The organism is Pseudomonas sp. FG35 (assembly GCF_057809295.1).
Genome location: NZ_JBMDJR010000002.1, coordinates 448225 through 472700, shown reverse-complemented (window position 1 = coordinate 472700; position 24476 = coordinate 448225). Strand labels below are relative to the sequence as shown.

Below are 24476 nucleotides of genomic sequence, written 5' to 3'. Positions count from 1 at the left end.
GACCCTTATACGGCCATCAGGTCTTTTTCTTTCTCGGCCAGCTTGGCGTCGATTTCAGCCACGAACTTCTTGGTCAGATCGTCGATCTCGCCTGCGGCGCGACGCTCTTCGTCTTCGCTGATTTCCTTTTCCTTGACCAGATCCTTCAGGGAGCTGTTCGCATCGCGACGGATGTTGCGCACGGCAACACGGGCGTCTTCTGCCACGTCACGCGCCTGCTTGGTGAAACCGCGACGGGTTTCTTCGGTCAGGGCCGGCATGCTGATCAGCAGCAGCTCACCCAGGTTGGTCGGGTTCAGATTCAGACCTGCACTGCCGATAGCCTTGTCGACGGCGCCCAGCATGTTGCGCTCGAACGCAACGACTTGCAGGGTACGAGCGTCCTTGACGGTGATGTTGGCCACTTGCTTGATCGGGGTGTCAGCGCCGTAGTAAGGCACCATCACACCCTCCAGGATGCTTGGGTGCGCCTGACCGGTGCGGATACGACCGAAGTTGTGAGCCAGGGACTCAACGGACTTGGTCATGCGCTCTTTAGCGTCTTTCTTGATTTCGTTGATCATTGTTGGACTTCCTCGATCAGAGTGCCTTCAGCGCCACCATGCACGATGTTCAGCAGGGCGCCCGGCTTGTTCATGTTAAATACGCGCAGCGGCATCTTGTGATCGCGGCACAGGCAGATAGCCGTCAGATCCATTACACCCAGCTTGCGATCCAGTACTTCATCGTAGGTCAGATGATCGAACTTCTCGGCATGCGGGTCTTTGAACGGGTCAGCGGTGTAGACGCCATCAACCTTGGTCGCCTTGAGCACGACGTCCGCGTCGATTTCAATGGCGCGCAGGCAGGCTGCCGAATCCGTGGTAAAGAACGGATTGCCGGTACCGGCCGCGAAAATCACCACGTCCTTGGAGTTCAGATGACGCATGGCCTTGCGACGGTCATAGTGATCGGTCACACCAACCATCGAGATGGCCGACATCACGATCGCCGAGATATTGGCACGTTCCAGCGCGTCGCGCATGGCCAGGGCGTTCATCACAGTGGCCAGCATGCCCATGTGGTCGCCCGTGACCCGATCCATGCCGGCCTTGCTCAGCGCTTCACCGCGGAACAGGTTGCCACCACCGATCACCAGACCGACCTGAACGCCGATACCGACCAGTTGGCCGACTTCCAGCGCCATGCGATCCAGCACTTTCGGATCGATCCCGAACTCTTCCGAGCCCATCAGGGCCTCGCCGCTAAGCTTGAGTAGAATGCGTTTATAGCGAGCCTGATAACCACTGCCCTGCTGAGCCATTGCGAATCTCTCCTGCGGCGTATTTTAAAAATTCTTTGCGAGCTGTTTACAGCTGGCGTTCACTCTAGCTTGGCGCTGCTTCAGCGCCATCGGAACATGGCTTTGTAAGTCAGTTCCAAGGGGAAACCAATTAAAAATTGGTAACCCTATCTGAAAAGAGGCTGCGCGCGTGAGCGGGCAGCCTCTTTCGGGCGACAGTTGAAAAACCGTCTTATTGCTTGGCGGCAGCCAGCTGAGCAGCAACTTCTTCAGCGAAGTTGTCGACCGGCTTCTCGATGCCTTCGCCTACTTTGAAGTAGGTGAAGGAAACGATTTCAGCGCCGCCTTTCTTGGCCAGCTCGCCAACCTTGATTTCAGGGTTCTTGACGAACGCCTGCTCAACCAGGCTCGCTTCTGCCAGGAACTTGCTGATACGGCCCTTGACCATGTTCTCAACAATGTTTTCTGGCTTGCCTTTGATTTTTTCTTCGTTCAGCTGCAGGAACACAGCCTTTTCACGCTCGATCGCTTCGTCGGAGACTTGCGAAGGCAGCAGGAACTCAGGGTTGCTTGCAGCAACGTGCATTGCGATGTCTTTGGCCAGCTCGACGTCGCCACCTTTCAGGACAACAGCAACACCGATCTTGTTGCCGTGCAGGTAGGTGCCGACTACGTCGCCTTCTACGCGCACCAGGCGACGGATGTTGACGTTCTCGCCTACTTTGGCAACCAGTGCTTCGCGAGCGGCTTCTTGAGCAGCGATCAGCGGAGCTGCGTCGGTCAGCTTGTCAGCGAATGCTTTGTCAACGCTGGCAGCAACGAAGTTTTTGAAGTCGTCTTGCAGAGCCAGGAAGTCGGTCTGCGAGTTGACTTCGATCAGAACGGCAGCCTTGCCGTCGTCCTTGATGGCGATAGCGCCTTCAGCGGCAACGTTGCCAGCTTTCTTGGCAGCCTTGATGGCGCCCGAAGCACGCATGTCATCAATGGCTTTTTCGATGTCGCCGCCAGCCTTTTCCAGGGCTTTCTTGCAATCCATCATGCCTTCGCCGGTACGCTCGCGCAGTTCTTTGACCAACGCTGCAGTAATTGCTGCCATTTTAAAATTCCTCTTGGATAGGTTTTCAACCATTCCACCCGATCGAACGGGCGTTCAATTCTTCCCGAGCCACCTTGTAGCCGCTGCACGTTACAGATGCTGTAGCTGCGCTGCCGACAAATGGTTTTCGAGGTGGCAAAAAGGGGGCCAAGCCCCCTTTTTGCTTACTGAGTCAACGCCAGGGCGTCAATTACTCAGCTGCAGCCTGAGTTTCTTCAGCTGCGAATTCTACAGTACCGCCAGCAACGTTGTTGCGACCGCGGATCACTGCGTCAGCCATCGAACCCATGTACAGCTGGATAGCGCGGATTGCGTCATCGTTGCCTGGGATGATGTAGTCAACGCCTTCCGGGCTGCTGTTGGTATCGACAACGCCGATGACCGGGATGCCCAGCTTGTTGGCTTCGGTGATCGCGATGCGCTCGTGGTCAACGTCGATCACGAACAGTGCGTCTGGCAGACCGCCCATGTCCTTGATGCCGCCCAGGGAGCGATCCAGCTTCTCAAGATCGCGAGTGCGCATCAGCGCTTCTTTCTTGGTCAGCTTGGCGAAAGTACCGTCTTCGGCTTGTACTTCAAGGTCACGCAGACGCTTGATGGAAGCACGGATGGTCTTGAAGTTGGTCAGCATGCCGCCCAACCAGCGGTGATCGACGTACGGCGAACCGCAACGTGCTGCTTCTTCAGCAACGATCTTGCCAGCGGAACGCTTGGTGCCGACGAACAGAATCTTGTTTTTGCCCTGGGCCAGACGCTCTACGAAAGTCAGAGCTTCGTTGAACATTGGCAGGGTTTTTTCAAGGTTGATGATGTGAATCTTGTTACGCGCGCCGAAAATGTACTTGCCCATTTTCGGATTCCAGTAACGGGTTTGGTGACCGAAGTGCACACCGGCCTTCAGCATATCGCGCATGTTGACTTGGGACATGATAGTTCCTTGATAAGTCGGGTTGGGCCTCCACGTATCCCAATGACCAACCATTGATCCGAGGATCAAAGGCACCCAGGCCATCGTGTCGACACGTGTGTGGGTTAATGCTCCCGGGGCTATCCCCGGAAAGCGGCGCATTTTATACCACAGGGACGACGCAAACGGAACCCGGAATCTGCAATCGCGTCAGGGACATGCGCGCCAGCCCCTTGGAATCGGGACAATGCACCGCATTGTATAGAGTGAAGCGATGCACGCAGGCGCGGATTTGCGCCTTTGGTCTGTTAGAATCGCATTTTTCGGGGCCGCCAAATCAACAGCTGCGCCCCTGTTCGTATCAGCAAGCGCCGCCGAGCGCAGAGAGAGTCTGTATGACCGTCACCCTCAAAACTCCCGAGGACATCGCTGGCATGCGTGTCGCCGGCAAACTGGCCGCCGATGTGCTGGAAATGATTGCCGAACACGTAAAACCGGGCGTGACCACCGATGAGCTGAACCAGATCTGCCACGACTATATCGTCGACGTGCAGAAAGCCATCCCTGCCCCGCTCAACTACAAGGGCTACCCGAAGTCGATCTGTACCTCGATCAACCATGTGGTCTGCCACGGCATCCCGAACGACAAGCCGCTGAAAAACGGCGACACCCTGAACATCGACGTCACCGTGATCAAGGACGGCTACCACGGCGACACCAGCCGCATGTTCCACGTCGGCACCGTGCCGGTCTGGGCCGAGCGCCTGTCGCAAGTCACCCAGGAGTGCATGTACAAGGCGATCGAAATCGTCAAACCCGGCTGCCGCCTCGGTGACATCGGCGAAATCATCCAGAAGCACGCGGAAAAGAACGGCTTCTCGGTGGTGCGCGAGTTCTGCGGCCATGGCATCGGCAAGGTATTCCACGAAGAACCGCAAATCCTGCACTACGGTCGCGCCGGCACCGGCATGGAACTGAAGGCCGGCATGACCTTTACCATCGAACCGATGATCAACCAGGGCAAGGCCGACACCAAAGTACTGGGCGACGGCTGGACCGCGATCACCAAGGATCGCAAGCTGTCAGCACAGTGGGAACACACTTTGCTTGTCACCGACACCGGCTACGAGATCTTCACCCTGCGCAGCGACGACACCATCCCGCGCATCTCGGCCTGACCCAGACACCGTTCCCAGCCTATAGAAGGAAAGCCAATCGATGCCGCAGGTGGATCCCGAACTCTTCGACCGCGGCCAGTTCCAGGCTGAACTGGCCCTGAAAGCGAGTCCCATCGCGGCGTTCAAGAAGGCGATCCGCCAGGCCCGCGAAGTGCTCGATGCACGTTTTCGGGCCGGTCGCGACATCCGCCGGCTGATCGAAGACCGGGCGTGGTTCGTCGACAACATCCTGCAAAAGGCCTGGGACCAGTTCGACTGGAGCGAAGACGCCGACATCGCGCTGGTCGCGGTCGGCGGCTACGGTCGCGGTGAGCTGCACCCCTACTCCGACATCGATCTGCTGATCCTGCTGGACAGCGCCGACCACGAAATCTTCCGCGATTCCATCGAGCGCTTTCTGACGCTGCTGTGGGATATCGGCCTGGAAGTCGGTCAGAGCGTTCGCTCGGTCGACGAATGCGCCGAAGAGGCCCGCGCCGACCTGACGGTGGTCACCAACCTGATGGAAAGCCGCACCATCTGCGGCCCCGAGCGCCTGCGCCAGCGCATGCTCGATGTCACCAGCACTGCGCACATGTGGCCAAGCAAGGATTTCTTTCTGGCCAAGCGCGCCGAGCAGAAGGCTCGCCACCACAAGTACAACGACACCGAATACAACCTGGAACCCAACGTCAAAGGCTCGCCCGGCGGACTACGGGATATTCAGACAATTCTGTGGGTAGCCCGTCGTCAGTACGGCACCCTGAACCTGCGCGCCCTGGCCGGCGAAGGCTTTCTGGTCGAGAGTGAAAACGCCTTGCTCGCGTCCTCCCAGGAATTCCTCTGGAAGGTGCGTTACGCCCTGCACATGCTGGCCGGTCGCTCCGAGGACCGCCTGCTGTTCGATCACCAGCGCACCATTGCCGGGCTGCTGGGGTTTGAAGGCGACGACGCCAAACAGGCCGTCGAAAACTTCATGCAGCAGTATTTCCGGGTGGTGATGAGCATCGCCCAGCTCAGCGACCTGATCATCCAGCATTTCGAGGAAGTCATCCTCGCCCCGGAAGACGAAGCGCCACCGCAGCCGATCAACTCGCGTTTCCAGCTGCACGACGGCTACATCGAAGCTCGCAACGACAACGTATTCCGCCGCACGCCGTTCGCCATGCTCGAGATCTTCGTGCTGATGGCCCAGCAACCGGAAATCAAAGGTGTGCGCGCCGACACCATTCGTCTGCTGCGGGAAAACCGTCACCTGATCGACGACAACTTCCGCAACGACATCCGCAACACCAGCCTGTTCATCGAACTGTTCAAGTGCAAGATCGGCATCCACCGCAACCTGCGGCGGATGAACCGTTACGGCATTCTCGGGCGCTATCTGCCGGAGTTCGGCTTCATCGTCGGGCAGATGCAGCACGACCTGTTCCACATCTATACGGTCGATGCGCACACGCTGAACCTGATCAAACACCTGCGCAAGTTGCAGTACACCCAGGTGTCGGAGAAATTCCCGCTGGCCGCCAAGCTCATGGCCAAACTGCCGAAGCCTGAACTCATTTATATGGCCGGCCTGTACCACGACATCGGCAAGGGCCGGCATGGCGATCACTCGGAAATTGGCGCAGTGGATGCCGAGGCGTTCTGCCAGCGCCACCAACTGCCGGTGTGGGACAGCCGCCTGATCGTGTGGCTGGTGCAGAACCACCTGGTGATGTCGACCACCGCCCAGCGCAAGGATTTGTCCGACCCGCAGGTGATCCATGACTTCGCCCTGGCGGTCGGTGACGAAACCCGTCTCGACTACCTGTACGTCCTGACCGTGGCCGACATCAACGCGACCAACCCGACCCTCTGGAACTCGTGGCGTGCCAGCCTGTTGCGCCAGCTCTACACCGAAACCAAGCGTGCCCTGCGCCGTGGCCTGGAGAATCCGGTGGATCGCGAAGAGCAGATCCGCCAGACCCAGAGCGCAGCGCTGGACATACTGGTACGCGGCGGCACCGATCCGGATGACGTCGAGCAATTGTGGGCGCAACTGGGCGATGACTACTTCCTGCGCCACACCGCCGGCGACGTGGCCTGGCACACCGACGCGATCCTTCAGCAACCGGCAGACGGCGGTCCGCTGGTGCTGATCAAGGAAACCACCCAGCGCGAATTCGAGGGCGGCACGCAGATCTTCATCTATGCGCCGGACCAACACGACTTCTTCGCCGTGACCGTGGCCGCGATGGACCAGCTCAACCTGAACATTCACGACGCCCGGGTCATCACATCCAGCAGCCAGTTCACCCTCGATACCTACATCGTGCTCGACACCGATGGCGACTCGATCGGCGACAATCCGGTCCGGGTCAAGCAGATTCGCGACGGCCTGACCGAAGCCCTGCGCAACCCGGCCGACTACCCGACGATCATCCAGCGTCGAGTGCCGCGCCAGCTCAAGCATTTCGCATTCGCCCCGCAGGTGACGATCCACAACGATGCCCAGCGCCCGGTGACGGTGCTGGAACTCACGGCACCCGATCGCCCGGGCCTGCTGGCACGGGTCGGCGGGATTTTCCTCGAATTCGACCTGTCGCTGCAGAACGCCAAGATCGCCACCCTGGGCGAGCGGGTGGAAGACGTGTTCTTCATCACCGACGCCCACAATCAACCGCTGTCCGACCCGCTGCTGTGCAGCCGTTTGCAGGATGCCATCGTCGAACAGCTGAGCGTCAATCAGGAACCCGATATCAAACTGTCGCGCATCAGCATTTGATTGCGCGCCCGGATTCAACCGCTTTGCACGAGATCCCGCACCGATGAACAACGCTCTGTCCCAGCTTCAGCCCTACCCGTTCGAAAAGCTCCGCGCCCTGCTCGGCAGCGTCACGCCAAACCCGGACAAGCGCCCGATCGCGCTGTCCATTGGCGAACCGAAGCATCGCTCGCCAAGCTTTGTCGCCGAGGCGCTGGCGAACAATTTGGAGCAGATGGCGGTGTACCCGACCACCCTCGGCATCCCGGCCCTGCGCGAAGCCATCGCGGCTTGGTGCGAACGTCGTTTCAACGTGCCGAGCGGCTGGATCGACCCGGCGCGCAACGTGCTGCCGGTCAACGGCACCCGTGAAGCGCTGTTCGCTTTCACCCAGACCGTGGTCAATCGTGGCGACGACGCGCTGGTGGTCAGCCCGAATCCGTTCTATCAGATCTACGAAGGCGCGGCGTTTCTCGCCGGCGCCAAGCCGCACTACCTGCCATGCCTGGACGAGAACGGCTTCAACCCGGACTTCGACGCGGTATCGCCTGACATCTGGAAGCGCTGCCAGATCCTGTTCCTGTGCTCGCCGGGCAACCCGACCGGCGCGCTGATTCCGGTCGACGTGCTGAAAAAGCTCATTGCCCTGGCCGACGAATACGACTTCGTGATCGCCGCCGACGAGTGCTACAGCGAGCTGTACTTCGACGAACAGACCCCGCCGCCGGGCCTGCTCAGCGCCTGCGCCGATCTGGGTCGCAAGGACTTCAAGCGTTGCGTGGTGTTCCACAGCCTGTCCAAGCGCTCGAACCTGCCGGGCCTGCGCTCCGGTTTTGTCGCCGGCGATGCCGACATCCTCAAGGGCTTCCTGCTGTACCGCACCTACCACGGCTGCGCGATGCCGGTTCAAACCCAACTGGCCAGCGTCGCCGCATGGAATGACGAAGTGCATGTTCGCGCCAACCGTGCGCTGTACCGCGAAAAATTCGATGCCGTGCTGGCGATCCTCAGCCCGGTGATGGATGTGCAGCGTCCGGATGGCAGCTTCTACCTGTGGCCGAATGTGCAAGGTGACGATGCCGCGTTCTGCCGGGATCTGTTTGCTGAAGAGCACGTGACTGTGGTGCCGGGTTCGTATCTGTCGCGGGACGTCGATGGCGTCAATCCGGGCGCCGGGCGCGTGCGCATGGCGCTGGTAGCCCCCTTGGCGGAGTGCGTGGAAGCGGCCGAGCGCATTCGCGATTTCGTCTTGCGCCATAAGTAATCGCTCACGCCCGTGCCGGGCAATCCGGCACGGGCGATCAAACATGACGTAACACTTCCCCCGCTTTTTCTACCCCACCTTTACGCTGGCCCGACGTTAGTCTTGAGTCGCGTCATTCTGCGCATCACCCAAAATCAATCTGCAACTTCATGGAAGAAGTAAATAATGAAAGAACTTCTGGATTGCCAACTGATTCAATGGCCTGACAACCAGGCGGCTTACATCGCCGCCATCAACGAGAACCCGGCGAATGCCGGCACCCAAAGCACAGCAGGCTCTCGCCGCAAACGCTCTGTGGTCAACTATTCGAAACTCTGGGCAAATGGCCGAACATTGAAAATTGCTTTCATGGACGCACCCGACGCCGATCATAAGACAAGGATTATCAACGCGGCTCGTAAATGGCTGGCTTATATCAACCTGACATTCGAATTCGTCGAAGATCTGAAAGGCGATATTCGCATCGCAACCCGAAACAATGACAACAGTTCAATGCTGGGTACCGATGCCCTGTTGATACATCCCGACCATCCAACGATGAATCTGGGCGTCAAACCAGAGCATCCCGATTTCGAGACCATCGTGATCCACGAGTTCGGCCATGCACTGGGCGCCCTGCATGAACATCAGCACCCTCAAGCCAATATTCCGTGGGACAAACCCAAGGTTTACGAGTTTTACCGGAATCGGGAAATGAATCCGCTGACTCACGAACAGGTCGACCGCAACCTGTTCGCGACCTTCGATACGCTGGATGCGATTTATACGAACTACGACAGGCGATCGATCATGCATCATCCTGTATCGAACGATTTGACCATCGGCAACTGGGAAGTACCGACAAACCGCAAGATCAGTAAAAAAGACAAACAATTGATGAAGCTGCTTTATCCAAAATAATTCGGACATTTCAAACTAAAAAGTTTGCCAGGTGCAACGCCTGGCAAACTTGAATTGAAAACACACAACCTTACATCAAACAACTTTCACAAACCAACATCTACCACTAACTTCAACACCACCCGAACCCATCGAGCTCCGGGAAATTCAACTATCAATTCTACAAGCAAGGACATTTGAACATGAATCCGACTTTCACCGCCCCCCGTCGTAAAAAACGTGCAATTGGCAAACCGGCTCACTTCTGGACACCGGGTCAAACATTACGCATTGCCTTCTTAAACGGCGACCAGCCGTTCAAGGACGCGGTCAAGGCTGCTGCCAGCGAATGGCTGTCGTACATCAATTTGAACTTTGATTTCGTCGAGGGTGAATCGGGAGATATCCGAATCAGCAGCGAGCCCGGGATTTACTGGTCGATGATTGGCACCCACGCACTGCTGATCGAGGACGGCCCGACCATGAGGCTGTCGCCGGATCTGCAGGCACCGGCGTTTTTCGCCGCCAACGTCATGCACGAGTTCGGGCATGCGCTGGGGGCCGAGCATGAGCACCTGCATCCGGAATCGAACATCCCCTGGAACAAGGCAGCGGTCTATGCCGCGCACTGGGTCAAAGAAAACGCCGACGAAGACGATTACGCCCGCCGGTCTGTCGATGAACGCTACTTCAACCTGCTCGATGCCAGCGATTTCGACTATTCACCCTACGATCCGAAATCGATCATGCACTACGCCGTGCGTCAGGACTGGACTCACGGCGACTTCAAGATTGATCTGAATCTGGAGCTCAGTGAAAAGGACAAGACGTTCATGTCGAAAGCCTACCCCTACCCTGCTGAACAAGCGGAGTAACCCATTCGGACCAACGTGACGCCATTATTTGACCGACCCCAGATTCGCCTCACTCAAGTCCAGTTCGCCCAACACTTCACGCAGAACGTCATCGCCAATCTGGTGCTGACGACTGAGGCTGTATAACTCAAGGCGTTGCGCGCGCAGTGCCTTGAGGCGCAAGCGGCGTTCGAGCAGATCCATCTGGAACGCCAGCGCCTGGGCTTCGGCCGAATCGTTGAAGACCTCCAGTTGATGGCGATACTCGGACATGATCCGCGCCTTGAGCTCCGCTGCCAGCGCGGCTTGCGCGGCGTCCTGCGGGTTGACCTCTTCGGTTTCCAGCGCATGGATCGCCGCTTCCGCCGTCTTGCGCCAGGCGTCGCGCACTTCCTGACGACGCTTGTCGTCCGGACTTTTTTCGATACCGCGCAACAGCAACGGCAGCGCAATACAGGCCGCCACCAGCGATAACAGAATCACCCCGGCGGCGATGAAGATCAGCAGATCGCGCTCGGGGAACGCCTCGCTCCCCATCAGCATTGGCACCGACATCACGCCCGCCAGGGTCACCGCACCGCGCACGCCGCCGACGGTCAGCAGCCAGCAGGAACGGGCGGTCGGCACCTGCGTCAGATCACCCTTGCCGCGCAAGCGACGCAGCAGCACCGACAGCCGCCAGATGCTCTGCACCCAGATGAAGCGCAACAACACCAGCGCCAGAAAAATCGCCACCACATCGAGACAGCGATAGAACAGGGTCGGCCATAACGATGTCTCGTGGCTGACCACCGCTTTAACGATGTCCGGAAGTTGCAGGCCGAGCAGCAGGAAGATCAAACCGTTGAAGGCAAACTCCAGCAACGACCAGACGCTGCGGTTGAGCAACCGGGTGCTGGTCTGGCGCGGCAGCAGATCGAGCCAGCTCTGCATCATCCCCGCCGCCACTGCCGAAAGAATGCCCGACGCGCCAAGCCGCTCGGCCAGCACGTAAGCGGCGAATGGCAGCAGCAACATGAACACCACGTGGGTCGCCGGATCGTCCCAGCCCCGGGCAATCATCCAGGCGCGCAACCTTCCGACCAGCCAGCTCAGCGCCACGCCGACCGCCAGCCCGCCGACGGCCACCAGCACGAAGGTCAGGCTGGCATTGGCCAGGGAAAACGCACCGGTCACCGCCGCGACCAGCGCGAACTTGAACGTCACCAGACCCGAGGCGTCGTTCATCAACGCCTCGCCCTGCAACATGTGCATCAACGGCGTCGGCAGGCGGTTCTGTGAGATGGCCGAGACTGCAACAGCATCCGTCGGCGACAGCACCGCCGCCAGCGCAAAGGCCACCGGCAAAGGAATCGTCGGCAGCAGCCAGTGAATGAAGTAGCCGGCACCGACCACGGTAAACAGCACCAAACCCACCGCCAGCGTCAGCACCGGCCCGCGCAGGCGCCACAATTCGCGCTTGGGCATGCGCCAGCCATCGGAAAACAGCAGCGGCGGCAGGAACAGAAACAGGAACAGTTCGGGATCGAGGGCCACGTGCAGGCCGAGAGTCGGCCAGGCCAGCAAGGCACCGGCGGCAATCTGCACCAGTGGCAGCGGCAGCGGAATCACCCGTCCCACCAGGCGCGAGACACTGACCAGCATCAGCAGGATCAGGACGGTATAAGCAGTTTGCATAAAGCGGAAATCCCGGACAATCGACAGCGTTGAACTGCCATATTAGCCGCTTAGGCTGTGCGTGACCGTTGCACCTATGTCGCAGCCCGCTCAGCAAAAGCAACCTCGGCGCCGCGAAACCGTCTGGTCATGGCATAATCCGACACCATTTTTTTCCAGCACCTGTAAAGGGGGCAATTCCTTGACCGTTTCAAGCAAAACGTTGCACCTTTTCGGCATCAAAGCCTGCGACACCATGAAAAAGGCGCGCACCTGGCTCGATGAACACGCTGTCAGCTATGACTTCCACGATTACAAGACCGCCGGCATTGACCGCGAGCACCTGACCCAATGGTGCGACGAACATGGCTGGCAAACGGTGTTGAACCGCGCAGGCACGACCTTTCGCAAACTCGACGACGAACGCAAAGCCGATCTCGACCAGTCGAAAGCCATCGAACTGATGCTCGCTCAACCCTCGATGATCAAGCGCCCGGTGCTCGATCTCGGTGACCGAACCCTGATTGGCTTCAAGCCAGACATCTACGCGGCCGCCCTCAAGTAAGCAGCCCGTCACATTTTGTAGAGGTATTCACATGTCCAACTCCCTGTTCAGTATCGCCTTCGGCGTCGGCACCCAGAACCGTCAAGGCGCATGGCTGGAAGTGTTCTACGCCCAGCCGCTGCTCAATCCTTCGGCTGAACTGGTCGCCGCTGTTGCCCCGATCCTCGGCTACACCGAAGGCAACCAGGCCATCACCTTCACTACTGCACAAGCCGCCCAACTGGCTGAAGCCGTGAAAGGCATCGACGCGGTACAAGGCAAACTGCTGACCCGTCTGGCTGAAAGCCACAAGCCACTGGTCGCCACCCTGCTGGCCGAAGACGCTCAGTTGACCTCGACTCCTGAGGCTTATCTGAAGCTGCACTTGCTGTCCCATCGTCTGGTCAAGCCGCACGGCGTGAGCCTGGCCGGGATCTTCCCGCTGCTGCCAAACGTGGCATGGACCAGCCAGGGCGCCATCGACCTGAGCGAACTGGCCGAGCTGCAACTCGAAGCCCGTCTGCGTGGCGAACTGCTGGAAGTGTTCTCGGTGGACAAATTCCCGAAAATGACCGACTACGTGGTACCGGCCGGCGTGCGTATCGCTGACGCCGCGCGTCTGCGTCTGGGCGCCTACGTGGGCGAAGGCACCACCGTGATGCACGAAGGCTTCATCAACTTCAACGCCGGCACCGAAGGCCCGGGCATGATCGAAGGCCGCGTTTCCGCTGGCGTATTCGTCGGCAAGGGCTCGGACCTGGGCGGCGGCTGCTCGACCATGGGCACCCTGTCGGGCGGCGGCAACATCGTGATCAAGGTCGGCGAAGGCTGCCTGATCGGCGCCAACGCCGGTATCGGTATCCCGTTGGGCGACCGCAACACCGTCGAGTCGGGCCTGTACGTGACCGCCGGCACCAAAGTCGCACTGCTGGACGAGAACAACAATCTGGTCAAAGTGGTCAAGGCCCGTGAACTGGCCGGTCAGACCGACCTGCTGTTCCGTCGCAATTCGGAAACCGGTGCCGTGGAATGCAAAACCCACAAATCGGCGATCGAACTGAACGAAGCACTGCACGCTCACAACTAAGCGCCAGAAGCTCACCTGAGGGAGCCAGCCTGTTTGCGATGGCGTTCGACCGATCGTCATCGCGGGCAAGCCCGCTCCCACAGGGTTCGGCGTTAACCCGCCCATCTTCACCAGGGCTTGAAACCGTGATGATTCCCTCCCCCTGGCGCGCCGATTTCCCGGCCATCGCCGCCCTGCAACGGCAAGACCAGACCTATCTGGACAACGCCGCCACCACGCAAAAACCCCAGGCCTTGCTCGACGCGCTGGCGCATTACTACGCCAACGGCGCAGCCAACGTGCATCGTGCCCAGCACTTGCCCGGCGCCCATGCCACGCAGGCGTTCGAGGACAGCCGCCTGAAGGTTGCCCAGTGGCTGAATGCCGGTGACAGCGGGCAGATCATCTTCACCCACGGCGCCACCAGTGCGCTGAATCTCCTGGCTTACGGCCTGGAACATCTTCTCCATCCGGGCGATGAAATTGTCATCAGCGCCCTGGAGCATCACGCCAACCTGCTGCCTTGGCAGCAACTGGCACAACGTCGCGAACTCAAACTGGTGATCCTGCCGCTGGACGATGACGGCGTGATCGACCTCGCCGCCGCCGTTCACCTGATCGGCCCGCGCACTCGCTTGCTGGCGGTCAGTCAGTTGTCCAACGTGCTTGGTGCCTGGCAACCGTTGCCGGCATTGTTGGCGATGGCCAAAGCACACAACGCGCTGACCGTGGTCGATGGCGCTCAAGGCGTGGTCCACGGCCGGCATGACGTGCAGGCGCTGGGTTGCGACTTTTACGTGTTTTCCAGCCACAAGCTGTACGGCCCCGATGGCCTCGGCGTGCTGTTCGGGTGCAACGCAGCGCTTGAGCAACTGCGCCCGTGGCAATTTGGTGGCGAGATGGTGCTGGAAGCCAATTATCACGACGCTCGTTTTCGTCCGGCGCCACTGGGCTTCGAGGCCGGAACGCCACCGATTGCCAGCGTGATCGGCCTGGGTGCGACCCTCGACTACCTGGCCGGTCTGGATCAGGACGCCGTGTCCGCCCACGAAGCCGCGCTGCACGATTACCTTTTGCGAGGCCTCGCCGCCCGCAATGGCATCCGTCTGCTGGGCAAGCCGCAACTGGCGCTGGCCAGTTTTGTCGTCGAAGGCGTGCACAACGCCGATCTGGCGCATTTGCTGACCGAGCAAGGCATCGCCGTGCGTGCCGGGCATCACTGCGCGATGCCGTTGCTCAAGCGCTTTGAACTGGCCGGGGCCATCCGCGTGTCGCTGGCGCTGTACAACGATTCCGAGGATCTGGAGCGGTTCTTTGAGGCGCTGGATCAGGCGTTGGAGTTGTTGCGATGAGCCTGCCGGTAGAAGCCGCCGAGGCGCTGCAAACGTTTCAGAACGCTGCCGGTTGGGAACAACGGGCGCGGCTGTTGATGCAGTTCGGTGATCGCCTGCCGCCGTTGAGCGATGCGGACAAGTGCGACGCCAACCGGGTGCACGGCTGTGAAAGCCAGGTGTGGCTGGTTGGCGAGTTGAGCGACGGCCACTGGCAATTCGCAGCGAGCAGCGATGCACGGATGATTCGCGGGTTGGTGGCGTTGCTGCTGTTGCGGGTCAACGGCTTGACCGCGAGGGAGCTGCAGCAGGTGGATCTGCCGGACTGGTTCAATCAGTTGGGACTGTCGCGGCAGTTGTCGCCGTCGCGCAGCAATGGCTTGAATGCCGTTCTGCAGCGGATGAACGAGCTGGCGCAGTAAAGGGCTGCTGCGCAGCCCTATGCTTCAGGCCTGAGGCTTGACCCGATCCGCCGGGCGCCGAACACCCGCCACAATCTTGTCTACAGCCTTGGTCGCCGCGACCATGCCGAACGTCGCCGTCACCATCATCACCGCGCCAAACCCGCCGGCGCAGTCCAGCTTCACGCCATCACCGACAAAACTCTTCTGCAGGCAAATGCTGCCGTCCGGTTTCGGATAGCGCAGCTGTTCGGTGGAGAACACGCACGGCACGCTGTAATGGCGAGTCACAGTGCGCGAGAAACCATAGTCACGACGCAGCGTGGAGCGCACTTTCGAGGCCAGAGGATCATTGAACGTACGGTTGAGGTCGCAGACCTGAATCAGCGTCGGATCGATCTGCCCGCCCGCCCCGCCGGTGGTGATGATCTGGATCTTGCGCCGTTTGCACCAGGCGATCAGCGCGGCTTTTGCGTTGACGGCGTCGATGCAGTCGATCACGCAATCGATGTTCGGCGTGATGTATTCGGCCATGGTGTCGCGGGTGACGAAATCCGCCACGGCGTGCACCGTGCAGTCAGGGTTGATCCCGCGCAGACGCTCGGCCATCACCTCGACCTTGGGCTTGCCGACCGTGCTGTCCAGCGCGTGCAACTGGCGGTTGGCGTTGCTGACGCAGACGTCGTCGAGGTCGAACAGCGAAATTTCGCCCACCCCGCAACGGGCCATGGCTTCCGCCGCCCAGGAACCGACGCCGCCAACGCCGACAATCGCCACGTGGGCTGCACGCAGGCGCTCGAGGCCCTCGATGCCATACAAACGGGCGATGCCTGCAAACCGCGGATCTTCTGTACTCATGACCATTACCCTGAAAACCGGCGCGCATTATAGGGCCGTCGGCGGCCAAGAGCATCTTTGCGCTATGAACGGCGAATGCGCCTGCTTTAATTAAAGCTGCACGTAACAAAGATTTGTCTTACACGCTGAAACGAAAGAACTTAAGTCAGGTTGGATTGCCCAACGTCCGGCATTTCCCTGTCTCTTGTAGGACTAGGCGAACTGCCGGTGTAGGATGCGCGCCCTCTTGGCGTCAACCAGCCGACCCTTCGTTCCACAGCCTTTGGAACCCGACACAGCTATGTCATCGCGTAAATTTGGACTCAACCTGGTGGTGGTTCTGGCAATCGCCGCCCTGTTCACCGGTTTCTGGGCGCTGATCAATCGCCCCGTCTCCGCGCCGAACTGGCCGGAGCAGATCTCCGGTTTCTCCTATTCACCATTCCAGCAAGGACAGTTCCCACAGAAGGATCAGTATCCGTCCGACGATGAAATGCGCCGCGACCTGGAGATCATGAGCAAGCTGACGGACAACATCCGCATCTACTCGGTCGACGGCTCCCTGCAGGACATCCCGAAACTGGCGGAAGAATTCGGCCTTCGCGTGACCCTGGGGATCTGGATCAGCCCCGACCAGGAACGCAACGAGCGGGAAATCACCCGCGCCATCGAACTGGCCAACACCTCGCGCAGCGTAGTTCGCGTAGTGGTCGGTAACGAAGCGATCTTCCGCAAGGAAATCACTGCCCAGGAACTCAGCGTGTTGCTCGACCGCGTGCGCGCGGCAGTCAAAGTGCCGGTGACCACCTCCGAACAGTGGCACGTCTGGGAAGAGCACCCGGAACTGGCCAAGCACGTCGACCTGATCGCCGCGCACGTGCTGCCTTACTGGGAATTCATTCCGGTGGACAAGGCCGGGCAGTTCGTTTTCGACCGCGCTCGCGACCTGAAAAAGATGTTCCCGAAAAAGCCGCTGCTGCTGTCCGAAGTGGGCTGGCCGAGCAACGGCCGCATGCGCGGTGGCGCCGATGCGTCGCCGGCGGATCAGGCGATCTACCTGCGCACGCTGGTCAACAAACTCAACCGCCAGGGCTTCAACTACTTCGTGATCGAAGCGTTCGACCAGCCATGGAAGGCCAGCGACGAAGGTTCGGTCGGCGCTTACTGGGGCGTGTTCAACGCCGCGCGCCAGCAGAAATTCAACTTCGAAGGCCCGGTGGTGGCGATCCCGCAATGGCGCGTGCTGGCCATCGGTTCGGTGGTGCTGGCGCTGTTGTCGCTGACCCTGCTGATGATCGACGGCTCGGCCCTGCGTCAGCGCGGCCGTACCTTCCTGACCTTTATCGCGTTCCTCTGCGGTTCGGTGCTGGTGTGGATCGGTTACGACTACAGCCAGCAATACAGCACGTGGTTCAGCCTGACGGTGGGCTTCCTGCTCGCGCTCGGTGCGCTCGGGGTGTTCATCGTGCTGCTGACCGAGGCCCACGAACTGGCCGAGGCGGTGTGGATTCACAAACGCCGGCGTGAATTCCTGCCGGTGGTCGGCGACTCCGACTACCGCCCGAAAGTCTCGATCCACGTGCCCTGCTACAACGAGCCGCCGGAGATGGTCAAACAGACCCTCAACGCCCTGGCCAACCTCGACTATCCGGACTTCGAAGTCCTGATCATCGACAACAACACCAAGGACCCGGCGGTCTGGGAACCGGTGCGCGACTATTGCGAAACGCTCGGCCCGCGCTTCAAGTTCTTCCACGTCTCGCCCCTGGCCGGTTTCAAGGGCGGTGCGCTGAACTACCTGATCCCGCACACCGCCAAGGACGCCGAAGTGATCGCAGTGATCGACTCCGACTACTGCGTGCACCCGAACTGGCTCAAGCACATGGTGCCGCACTTCGCCGACCCGAAAATCGCCGTGGTGCAGTCGCCGCAGGATTACCGCGACCAGAACGAAAGCACCTTCAAGAAGCTCTGCTACGCCGAATACAAAGGCTTCTTCCACATCGGCATGGTCACCCGCAACGACCGCGACGCGATCATCCAGCACGGCACCATGACCATGACCCGTCGCTCGGTTCTGGAAGAACTGGGCTGGGCCGACTGGTGCATCTGTGAAGACGCCGAGCTTGGTCTGCGGGTATTCGAGAAAGGCCTGTCGGCGGCGTATTACCACGACAGTTATGGCAAGGGTCTGATGCCGGACACCTTCATCGACTTCAAAAAGCAGCGTTTCCGCTGGGCCTACGGTGCGATCCAGATCATCAAGCGCCACACCCGCAGCCTGCTGCGCGGCAAGGACACCGAGCTGACGCGCGGCCAGCGTTACCACTTCCTCGCGGGCTGGCTGCCGTGGGTGGCGGACGGCATGAACATCTTCTTCACCGTCGGCGCGCTGTTGTGGTCGGCGGCGATGATCATCGTGCCGCAACGGGTCGACCCACCGCTGCTGATTTTCGCGATCCCGCCGTTGGCGCTGTTCGTGTTCAAGGTCGGCAAGATCATCTTCCTCTACCGTCGCGCCGTGGGCGTGAACCTCAAGGATGCGTTCTGCGCGGCACTGGCCGGTCTGGCGTTGTCGCACACCATCGCCAAAGCGGTGCTGTACGGCTTCTTCACCAGCAGCATTCCGTTCTTCCGCACCCCGAAAAACGCCGACAACCATGGCTTCTGGGTGGCGATTTCCGAGGCCCGGGAAGAGCTGTTCATCATGCTGCTGTTGTGGGGCGCGGCGCTGGGGATCTTCCTGGTGCAGGGCATTCCGAGCAACGACATGCGCTTCTGGGTGGCCATGCTGCTGGTGCAATCGCTGCCGTATGTAGCGGCGCTGATCATGGCGTTCCTGTCGTCGCTGCCAAAACCTGCGGCTGCGCCTGAACCGGCACCAGTGGTCTAAATCCTCACCGATGCACTAAACGGCGGCCAATGGTCGCCGTTTTGCTTTAAGATAACCGCCATTTTGCGCGCCTTGCCCCCCCAGCTTTCGGAGTTTTCCATGACGGCCCACGCCGACCTTTCGCCGACCCTCCAACTCGCCATCGACCTGATCCGCCGTCCGTCCGTGACGCCGGTCGACGCCGATTGCCAGAAGCAGATGATGCAGCGCCTGGGCGATGCCGGTTTCCAGCTGGAACCGATGCGCATCGAAGATGTGGATAACTTCTGGGCGACTCACGGCAAAGGCGACGGCCCGGTGCTGTGCTTCGCCGGCCACACCGACGTGGTGCCGACCGGCCCGGTGACTGCCTGGCAGATCGACCCGTTCAACGCGGTGATCGACGAGCACGGCATGCTCTGCGGCCGTGGGGCGGCGGACATGAAAGGCAGCCTGGCCTCGATGACTGTGGCAGCCGAGCGTTTTGTCGCCGACTACCCGGATCACAAGGGCAAGGTCGCGTTCCTGATCACCAGCGACGAAGAAGGCCCGGCGCATCACGGCACCAAGGCCGTGGTCGAGCGTCTGGCCGCCCGTAACGAGCGTCTGGACTGGTGCATCGTCGGCGAACCGTCGAGCACCACTTTGGTGGGCGATGTGGTGAAGAACGGTCGTCGCGGCTCCCTCGGCGCCAAACTGACCGTGCGCGGCGTGCAGGGCCACGTGGCCTATCCGCACCTGGCGAAGAACCCGATCCACCTCGCCGCCCCGGCTCTGGCCGAACTGGCCGCCGAGCATTGGGATCATGGCAACGATTTCTTCCCGCCGACCAGTTTCCAGATTTCCAACGTCAATTCCGGCACCGGCGCGACCAACGTGATTCCGGGTGATCTGGTGGCGGTGTTCAACTTCCGTTTCTCCACCGAATCCACCGTGGAAGGCCTGCAAAAGCGCGTCGCCGATATTCTCGACAAACATGGCCTGGACTGGCACATCGACTGGGCGCTGTCCGGTCTGCCGTTCCTCACCGAGCCGGGCGCACTGCTCGACGCGGTGTCTTCGAGCATCAAGGACATCACCGGCCGCGAGACCAAGGCATCCACCAGCGGCGGCACCTCCGACGGTCGTTTCATCGCGACCATGGGCACGCAGGTTGTTGAACTGGGCCCGGTCAACGCGACCATCCACCAGGTCAACGAGCGCGTACTGGCGGCCGATCTCGACGTGCTGACCGAAATCTACTACCAGACCCTGATCAAGTTGCTCGCCTGATGCTCGCGTGCCCGATCTGCAGTGAACCGCTGAACGCGGTGGAAAACGGCGTGATCTGCCCTGCCGGCCACCGCTTTGACCGCGCGCGCCAGGGTTATCTGAACCTGCTGCCGGTGCAGCACAAGAACAGCCGCGATCCCGGCGACAACCAGGCGATGGTCGAGGCCCGCCGCGACTTTCTGAACGCCGGGCATTACGCGCCGGTGGCCAAGCGCCTGGCGGAGCTGGCGGCGGGTTATGCGCCGGCGCGCTGGATCGATATCGGCTGTGGCGAGGGTTACTACACCGCGCAGATCGCCGAAGCATTGCCGAACGCTGACGGCTACGCGCTGGACATCTCGAAGGAAGCGGTCAAACGCGCCTGCAAACGCAATCCGGCGCTGACCTGGTTGATTGCGAGCATGGCCCGGGTGCCACTGGCCTCCGGCAGTTGCCAGTTTCTGGCCAGCGTTTTCAGTCCGCTGGACTGGGAAGAAGCCAAGCGCCTGCTCAGCGTTGGCGGCGGTCTGATGAAAGTCGGCCCGACCAGCGGCCACCTGATGGAACTGCGCGAACGCCTGTACGACGAAGTGCGCGAATATACCGACGACAAGCACTTGGCCTTGGTGCCGGAAGGCATGGCGCTGGCGCACAGTGAAACCCTGGAATTCAAACTGACGCTGGACAAGCCCGAGGATCGCGCCAACCTGCTGGCGATGACACCCCACGGCTGGCGCGCCAGTGCCGAGCGCCGCGCGGCGGTCATCGAACAGGCCGAGCCGTTCGTGACCACTGTCTCGATGCGCTACGATTATTTCGTTCTTCAATAACTTTTGGACTCGGGCGAGTGCCCGGGGCCGGCTAAATCCGCGAATGGATTTTTCAGACCCGCAGTGAGGATATCCATGCGCCAACCGGACATCGAGATTTACCTGAAAGACGCCGACGTCGACCACAAGGCCATTTCCGCCTGGCTGGGCGCCGCCCTCGGCCCGTGCAGCGACTGGGTACAGAAAGGCCAGACCTGGAAGTGCAAGGCCGGCAACATCCCGGTGACCTGGCTGCCGAAAGCCGTAGGCAAGTGGAACAGCCTGTACCTGGAAAGCGATGCGACCCCTTGGGACGACGACATCGCCTGCGCCCGCGCAGCCTTTGCCGCGCTGAACGTCGAAGTGCGCTGCGCGCCGGGGACGTGGGTCGAGGAAGAAGGTGAGGAGACGGCGGATCGCTGGATCCGGATCAGCGCCGATGGTGAAGAAGAGATCACCTGGAAAACTGCCTGACGCTGATCGCTTGATCGTTCCCACGCTGCGCGTGGGAACGATCAGCTCGAAGTTGGCTTACAGACCTACAACATCTTCAGCCTGCAACCCCTTCTGCCCTTCCACCACCGCGTATTCAACCTGCTGACCCTCGGTCAGCGAACGGTGGCCTTCGCCGCGAATCGCACGGTAGTGCACGAACACGTCCACCCCGTCTTCGCGCTGAATGAAGCCGTAGCCCTTGGCGTCGTTGAACCACTTCACGTTGCCGGTTTCACGTGTTGCCATCTGTTCATACTCCTTTTTTATTATTGAACAGGCTTTTCGCAGGAAAGCCTTTGCGGAACGTCAGCCTGCGTCCGACGTCCATAAAAGGGCCCCGGCGACAGATCGCCGAGTATATGACAGGCGGCAAAACTCTCAACAGGAGATTACTTCGCCGCTTTTTTGCCGATTTTCGAGTAATCCGGCAAACTGTCGCCCTCCCGAGCAAACGCTCGGTTTATCCACTCACGCAGAAGCCGTATGACCCGTTCCCCGTTCCGCCGTCTTGTGTTTGGCACCTTGCGCCGACTGTTGTATCTCTGGGTTCGCTCCGAGACGATCAACCAGTCGTCGTTCACCCTCAACCTAGACCGCAGTCGTCCGGTGTTCTACGTCCTGCAAAACCCATCGCTGACTGATCTGGCGGTGGTCGACACCGAGTGCACCAAGGCCGGTCTGCCGCGCCCGGTGCTGCCGGTGTCCGTGGGTTCGCTGATCGAACCGGCGGCGTTCTTCTACCTGACGCCGGACCCGGACTGGCTCGGCCGCCAGGACAAGCGCGGCGCGCCGCCGACCCTGACCCGCCTGGTCAGCGCCCTGAGCCAGAACGCTGCCGAAGATGCACAGATCATTCCGGTCAGCGTGTTCTGGGGCCAGTCGCCGGACAGCGAGAACAGCCCATGGAAACTACTGTTCGCCGACAGCTGGGCCGTCACCGGACGCCTGCGCCGGCTGCTGAGCATCATGATTCTGGGGCGCAAGACCCGCGTGCAATTCTCCGCACCGATCCACCTGCGCGAACTGATCGAACACAACAAGGGCCACGAACGCACCGTGCGCATGGCCCAGCGGATCCTGCGGGTGCACTTCCGCAACCTGAAAGCTGCGGTGATCGGCCCGGACATTTCCCACCGCCGCAACCTGGTCAAAGGCCTGCTCAACCAGCCGCTGGTCAAGCAAGCGATCCTCGACGAAGCCGAGCGCGAAAACATCTCCCCGGAAAAAGCCAAGGCCCAGGCCCTGCGCTATGGCAACGAGATCGCCTCGGACTACACCTACACCGCGATCCGTTTTCTGGAAGTGGTACTGAGCTGGTTCTGGAACAAGATCTACGACGGGATCAAGGTCAACCACATCGAAGGCGTGCAGAAGGTCGCCCAGGGTCACGAAGTGATCTACGTGCCGTGCCATCGCAGCCATATCGACTACCTGCTGCTGTCGTACCTGCTGTTCCGCAACGGCCTGACCCCGCCGCACATCGCCGCCGGAATCAACCTGAACATGCCGGTGATCGGCAGTCTGCTGCGCCGTGGCGGGGCGTTTTTCATGCGCCGCACGTTCAAGGGCAATCCGCTGTACACCTCGGTGTTCAACGAATACCTGCACACCCTGTTCACCAAAGGTTTCCCGGTCGAGTACTTCGTCGAAGGCGGGCGCTCGCGTACCGGGCGCATGCTGCAACCGAAAACCGGGATGCTCGCAATCACCATGCGCAGTTTCCTGCGTTCGTCGCGGATGCCGATCGTGTTCGTGCCGGTGTACATCGGTTATGAGCGCGTGCTCGAAGGCCGCACCTACCTCGGCGAACTGCGCGGCGCGAGCAAGAAGAAAGAATCGATCTTCGACATCTTCAAAGTCATCGGCGCGCTCAAGCAGCGCTTCGGCCAGGTGGCGGTGAACTTCGGCGAGCCGATCAAACTGGCGGAATTCCTCGACAGTGAACAACCAGGCTGGCGCCAGCAGGAACTGGGCCCGCAGTTCAAACCGGCGTGGCTCAACGAAACTACCAACCGCCTCGGCGAAAAAGTCGCGCAGCACCTGAACGAAGCGGCGGCGATCAACCCGGTCAACCTGGTGGCGCTGGCGCTGCTGTCGACCACCCGCCTGGCACTGGATGATCGGGCCATGGCGCGGGTGCTGGATCTGTATCTGGCGCTGCTGCGCAAGGTTCCGTATTCGCCGCACACCACCTTGCCGGAAGGCGATGGCCGCGCGTTGATCGAGCATGTGAAGGACATGGATCTGCTGTCCGAGCAGAACGATGCGCTGGGCAAGATTCTGTATCTGGACGAGCAGAACGCCGTCCTGATGACCTATTACCGCAACAACGTGCTGCACATCTTCGCCCTGCCGGCGCTGCTGGCGAGCTTCTTCCAGAGCACCTCGCGCATGAGCCGCGAACAGATCCTGCGCTACACCCGCGCGCTGTATCCGTATCTGCAATCGGAACTGTTCATCCGCTGGACCCTGGACGAACTGGATGCAGTCATCGATCAGTGGCTGGAAGCGTTCGTCGAACAAGGCCTGCTGCGTTTCGAGAAAGACGTGTACCTGCGCCCGGCACCAAGCTCGCGGCATTTCGTGCTGCTGACCCTGCTGTCGAAGAGCATCGCCCAGACCCTGCAACGCTTCTACATGACGGTTTCCCTGCTGCTCAACAGCGGCCAGAACAGCATCAGCGCCGAAGAACTGGAAGACTTGTGCACGGTCATGGCCCAGCGCCTGTCGATCCTGCATGGCCTGAACGCGCCGGAATTCTTCGACAAGAGCCTGTTCCGCCACTTCATCCAGACCCTGCTCGACCTCGACGTGCTGCGTCGCGATGAAGCCGGCAAGCTGAGCTATCACGAACTGCTCGGCGAACTGGCCGAAGGCGCAGCCAAACGGGTGTTGCCGGCGGAGATTCGCCTATCGATCCGTCAGGTAGCCCTGCATCGCAGCGAAGATGCGGCCGATCAGGTCGCCCCTCCTGTGCAAAACGACTAAATTCCTACAGGCGCCAGGCTTCTTCTGGCGCCGTCGATACGGAG

General features: G+C 60.5%; 21 protein-coding genes. 14 read left to right on the top strand and 7 right to left on the bottom strand.

The genetic code is table 11. The annotated features are described in order from the left end of the window. Window positions 1-5 precede the first annotated feature (5 nt). From frr to rpsB, 4 genes are all read right to left on the bottom strand, one after another. On the bottom strand, window positions 6-563 hold the full coding sequence (frr, locus tag ACODTD_RS06210; RefSeq protein WP_011332684.1) for a ribosome recycling factor: 558 nt from the start codon (window positions 561-563) through the stop codon (window positions 6-8). Beyond that, window positions 560-1303: a UMP kinase gene (gene pyrH, locus ACODTD_RS06205; RefSeq protein WP_011332683.1), complete on the bottom strand. Its 744-nt coding sequence runs from the start codon at window positions 1301-1303 to the stop codon at window positions 560-562. The genes frr and pyrH overlap by 4 nt, the downstream gene beginning before the upstream one ends. A gap of 211 nt (window positions 1304-1514) precedes the next feature. Then, window positions 1515-2378 carry a translation elongation factor Ts gene (tsf, locus tag ACODTD_RS06200; RefSeq protein WP_011332682.1) on the bottom strand — a complete coding sequence of 288 codons (864 nt, stop codon included), beginning with the start codon at window positions 2376-2378 and terminating at the stop codon, window positions 1515-1517. Window positions 2379-2568: 190 nt separating this feature from the next. Continuing rightward, on the bottom strand, window positions 2569-3306 hold the full coding sequence (gene rpsB, locus ACODTD_RS06195) for a 30S ribosomal protein S2 (RefSeq protein WP_008052780.1): 738 nt from the start codon (window positions 3304-3306) through the stop codon (window positions 2569-2571). Between the two features lie 374 nt (window positions 3307-3680). On the opposite strand from rpsB, the gene map reads away from it, so the two are divergent. The 5 genes from map (at window position 3681) to ACODTD_RS06170 (ending at window position 10203) form a co-directional block, all read left to right on the top strand. Next, the gene (gene map, locus ACODTD_RS06190) at window positions 3681-4463 is read left to right on the top strand and encodes a type I methionyl aminopeptidase (RefSeq protein ID WP_011332681.1); all 783 of its coding nucleotides are present in this window, start codon (window positions 3681-3683) and stop codon (window positions 4461-4463) included. A gap of 40 nt (window positions 4464-4503) precedes the next feature. Next, a complete protein-coding gene (locus ACODTD_RS06185) occupies window positions 4504-7206 on the top strand; it encodes a [protein-PII] uridylyltransferase (RefSeq protein WP_007954768.1) in 2703 nt (900 codons plus the stop codon). Window positions 7207-7249: 43 nt separating this feature from the next. Next, window positions 7250-8449, top strand: coding sequence for a succinyldiaminopimelate transaminase (dapC, locus tag ACODTD_RS06180; protein ID WP_108559814.1), 1200 nt, complete (start codon window positions 7250-7252; stop codon window positions 8447-8449). A 165-nt stretch (window positions 8450-8614) separates the two neighbouring features. Then, the gene (locus ACODTD_RS06175; RefSeq protein WP_011332679.1) at window positions 8615-9349 is read left to right on the top strand and encodes a M12 family metallopeptidase; all 735 of its coding nucleotides are present in this window, start codon (window positions 8615-8617) and stop codon (window positions 9347-9349) included. Window positions 9350-9531: 182 nt separating this feature from the next. Continuing rightward, on the top strand, window positions 9532-10203 hold the full coding sequence (locus ACODTD_RS06170) for a M12 family metallopeptidase (RefSeq protein ID WP_201816933.1): 672 nt from the start codon (window positions 9532-9534) through the stop codon (window positions 10201-10203). A gap of 24 nt (window positions 10204-10227) precedes the next feature. Here the strand turns inward: ACODTD_RS06170 and ACODTD_RS06165 are convergent, their stop codons facing one another. Then, window positions 10228-11859: a Na+/H+ antiporter gene (locus ACODTD_RS06165; RefSeq protein ID WP_011332677.1), complete on the bottom strand. Its 1632-nt coding sequence runs from the start codon at window positions 11857-11859 to the stop codon at window positions 10228-10230. Between the two features lie 181 nt (window positions 11860-12040). Between ACODTD_RS06165 and ACODTD_RS06160 the strand changes: the two genes are divergently transcribed. The 4 genes from ACODTD_RS06160 (at window position 12041) to ACODTD_RS06145 (ending at window position 15201) form a co-directional block, all read left to right on the top strand. Beyond that, window positions 12041-12403 (top strand): ArsC family reductase, encoded by a 363-nt coding sequence (locus ACODTD_RS06160; RefSeq protein WP_003222107.1) that lies wholly within the window; start codon window positions 12041-12043, stop codon window positions 12401-12403. Window positions 12404-12434: 31 nt separating this feature from the next. Next, a complete protein-coding gene (gene dapD / locus ACODTD_RS06155) occupies window positions 12435-13469 on the top strand; it encodes a 2,3,4,5-tetrahydropyridine-2,6-dicarboxylate N-succinyltransferase (protein ID WP_011332675.1) in 1035 nt (344 codons plus the stop codon). 125 nt (window positions 13470-13594) lie between these two features. Next, a complete protein-coding gene (locus ACODTD_RS06150; RefSeq protein ID WP_041475152.1) occupies window positions 13595-14800 on the top strand; it encodes an aminotransferase class V-fold PLP-dependent enzyme in 1206 nt (401 codons plus the stop codon). After that, entirely contained in the window at window positions 14797-15201 is a 405-nt protein-coding gene (locus ACODTD_RS06145) for a SufE family protein (protein ID WP_201816935.1), read from the top strand. The genes ACODTD_RS06150 and ACODTD_RS06145 overlap by 4 nt, the downstream gene beginning before the upstream one ends. A 24-nt stretch (window positions 15202-15225) precedes the next feature. Here ACODTD_RS06145 and tcdA read toward each other — a convergent pair whose 3' ends face one another. Next, window positions 15226-16044 (bottom strand): tRNA cyclic N6-threonylcarbamoyladenosine(37) synthase TcdA, encoded by an 819-nt coding sequence (tcdA, locus tag ACODTD_RS06140; protein WP_039762445.1) that lies wholly within the window; start codon window positions 16042-16044, stop codon window positions 15226-15228. Between the two features lie 274 nt (window positions 16045-16318). Between tcdA and ACODTD_RS06135 the strand changes: the two genes are divergently transcribed. The 4 genes from ACODTD_RS06135 to ACODTD_RS06120 all read left to right on the top strand — a co-directional run bounded on the left by ACODTD_RS06135 (window position 16319) and on the right by ACODTD_RS06120 (window position 21423). Further along, window positions 16319-18910 carry a glycosyltransferase gene (locus ACODTD_RS06135; protein ID WP_041475151.1) on the top strand — a complete coding sequence of 864 codons (2592 nt, stop codon included), beginning with the start codon at window positions 16319-16321 and terminating at the stop codon, window positions 18908-18910. 99 nt (window positions 18911-19009) lie between these two features. Continuing rightward, a complete protein-coding gene (dapE, locus tag ACODTD_RS06130) occupies window positions 19010-20161 on the top strand; it encodes a succinyl-diaminopimelate desuccinylase (RefSeq protein WP_011332670.1) in 1152 nt (383 codons plus the stop codon). Then, the gene (locus tag ACODTD_RS06125; protein ID WP_489104606.1) at window positions 20161-20970 is read left to right on the top strand and encodes a putative RNA methyltransferase; all 810 of its coding nucleotides are present in this window, start codon (window positions 20161-20163) and stop codon (window positions 20968-20970) included. The genes dapE and ACODTD_RS06125 overlap by 1 nt, the downstream gene beginning before the upstream one ends. 75 nt (window positions 20971-21045) lie before the next feature. After that, the gene (locus ACODTD_RS06120; protein ID WP_011332668.1) at window positions 21046-21423 is read left to right on the top strand and encodes a hypothetical protein; all 378 of its coding nucleotides are present in this window, start codon (window positions 21046-21048) and stop codon (window positions 21421-21423) included. 57 nt (window positions 21424-21480) lie between these two features. Here the strand turns inward: ACODTD_RS06120 and ACODTD_RS06115 are convergent, their stop codons facing one another. Then, window positions 21481-21690, bottom strand: a complete 210-nt coding sequence (locus ACODTD_RS06115) for a cold shock domain-containing protein (protein WP_007954750.1) — start codon at window positions 21688-21690, stop codon at window positions 21481-21483. Window positions 21691-21927: 237 nt separating this feature from the next. Between ACODTD_RS06115 and plsB the strand changes: the two genes are divergently transcribed. After that, on the top strand, window positions 21928-24432 hold the full coding sequence (gene plsB, locus ACODTD_RS06110; RefSeq protein ID WP_489104605.1) for a glycerol-3-phosphate 1-O-acyltransferase PlsB: 2505 nt from the start codon (window positions 21928-21930) through the stop codon (window positions 24430-24432). Window positions 24433-24476 lie beyond the last annotated feature (44 nt).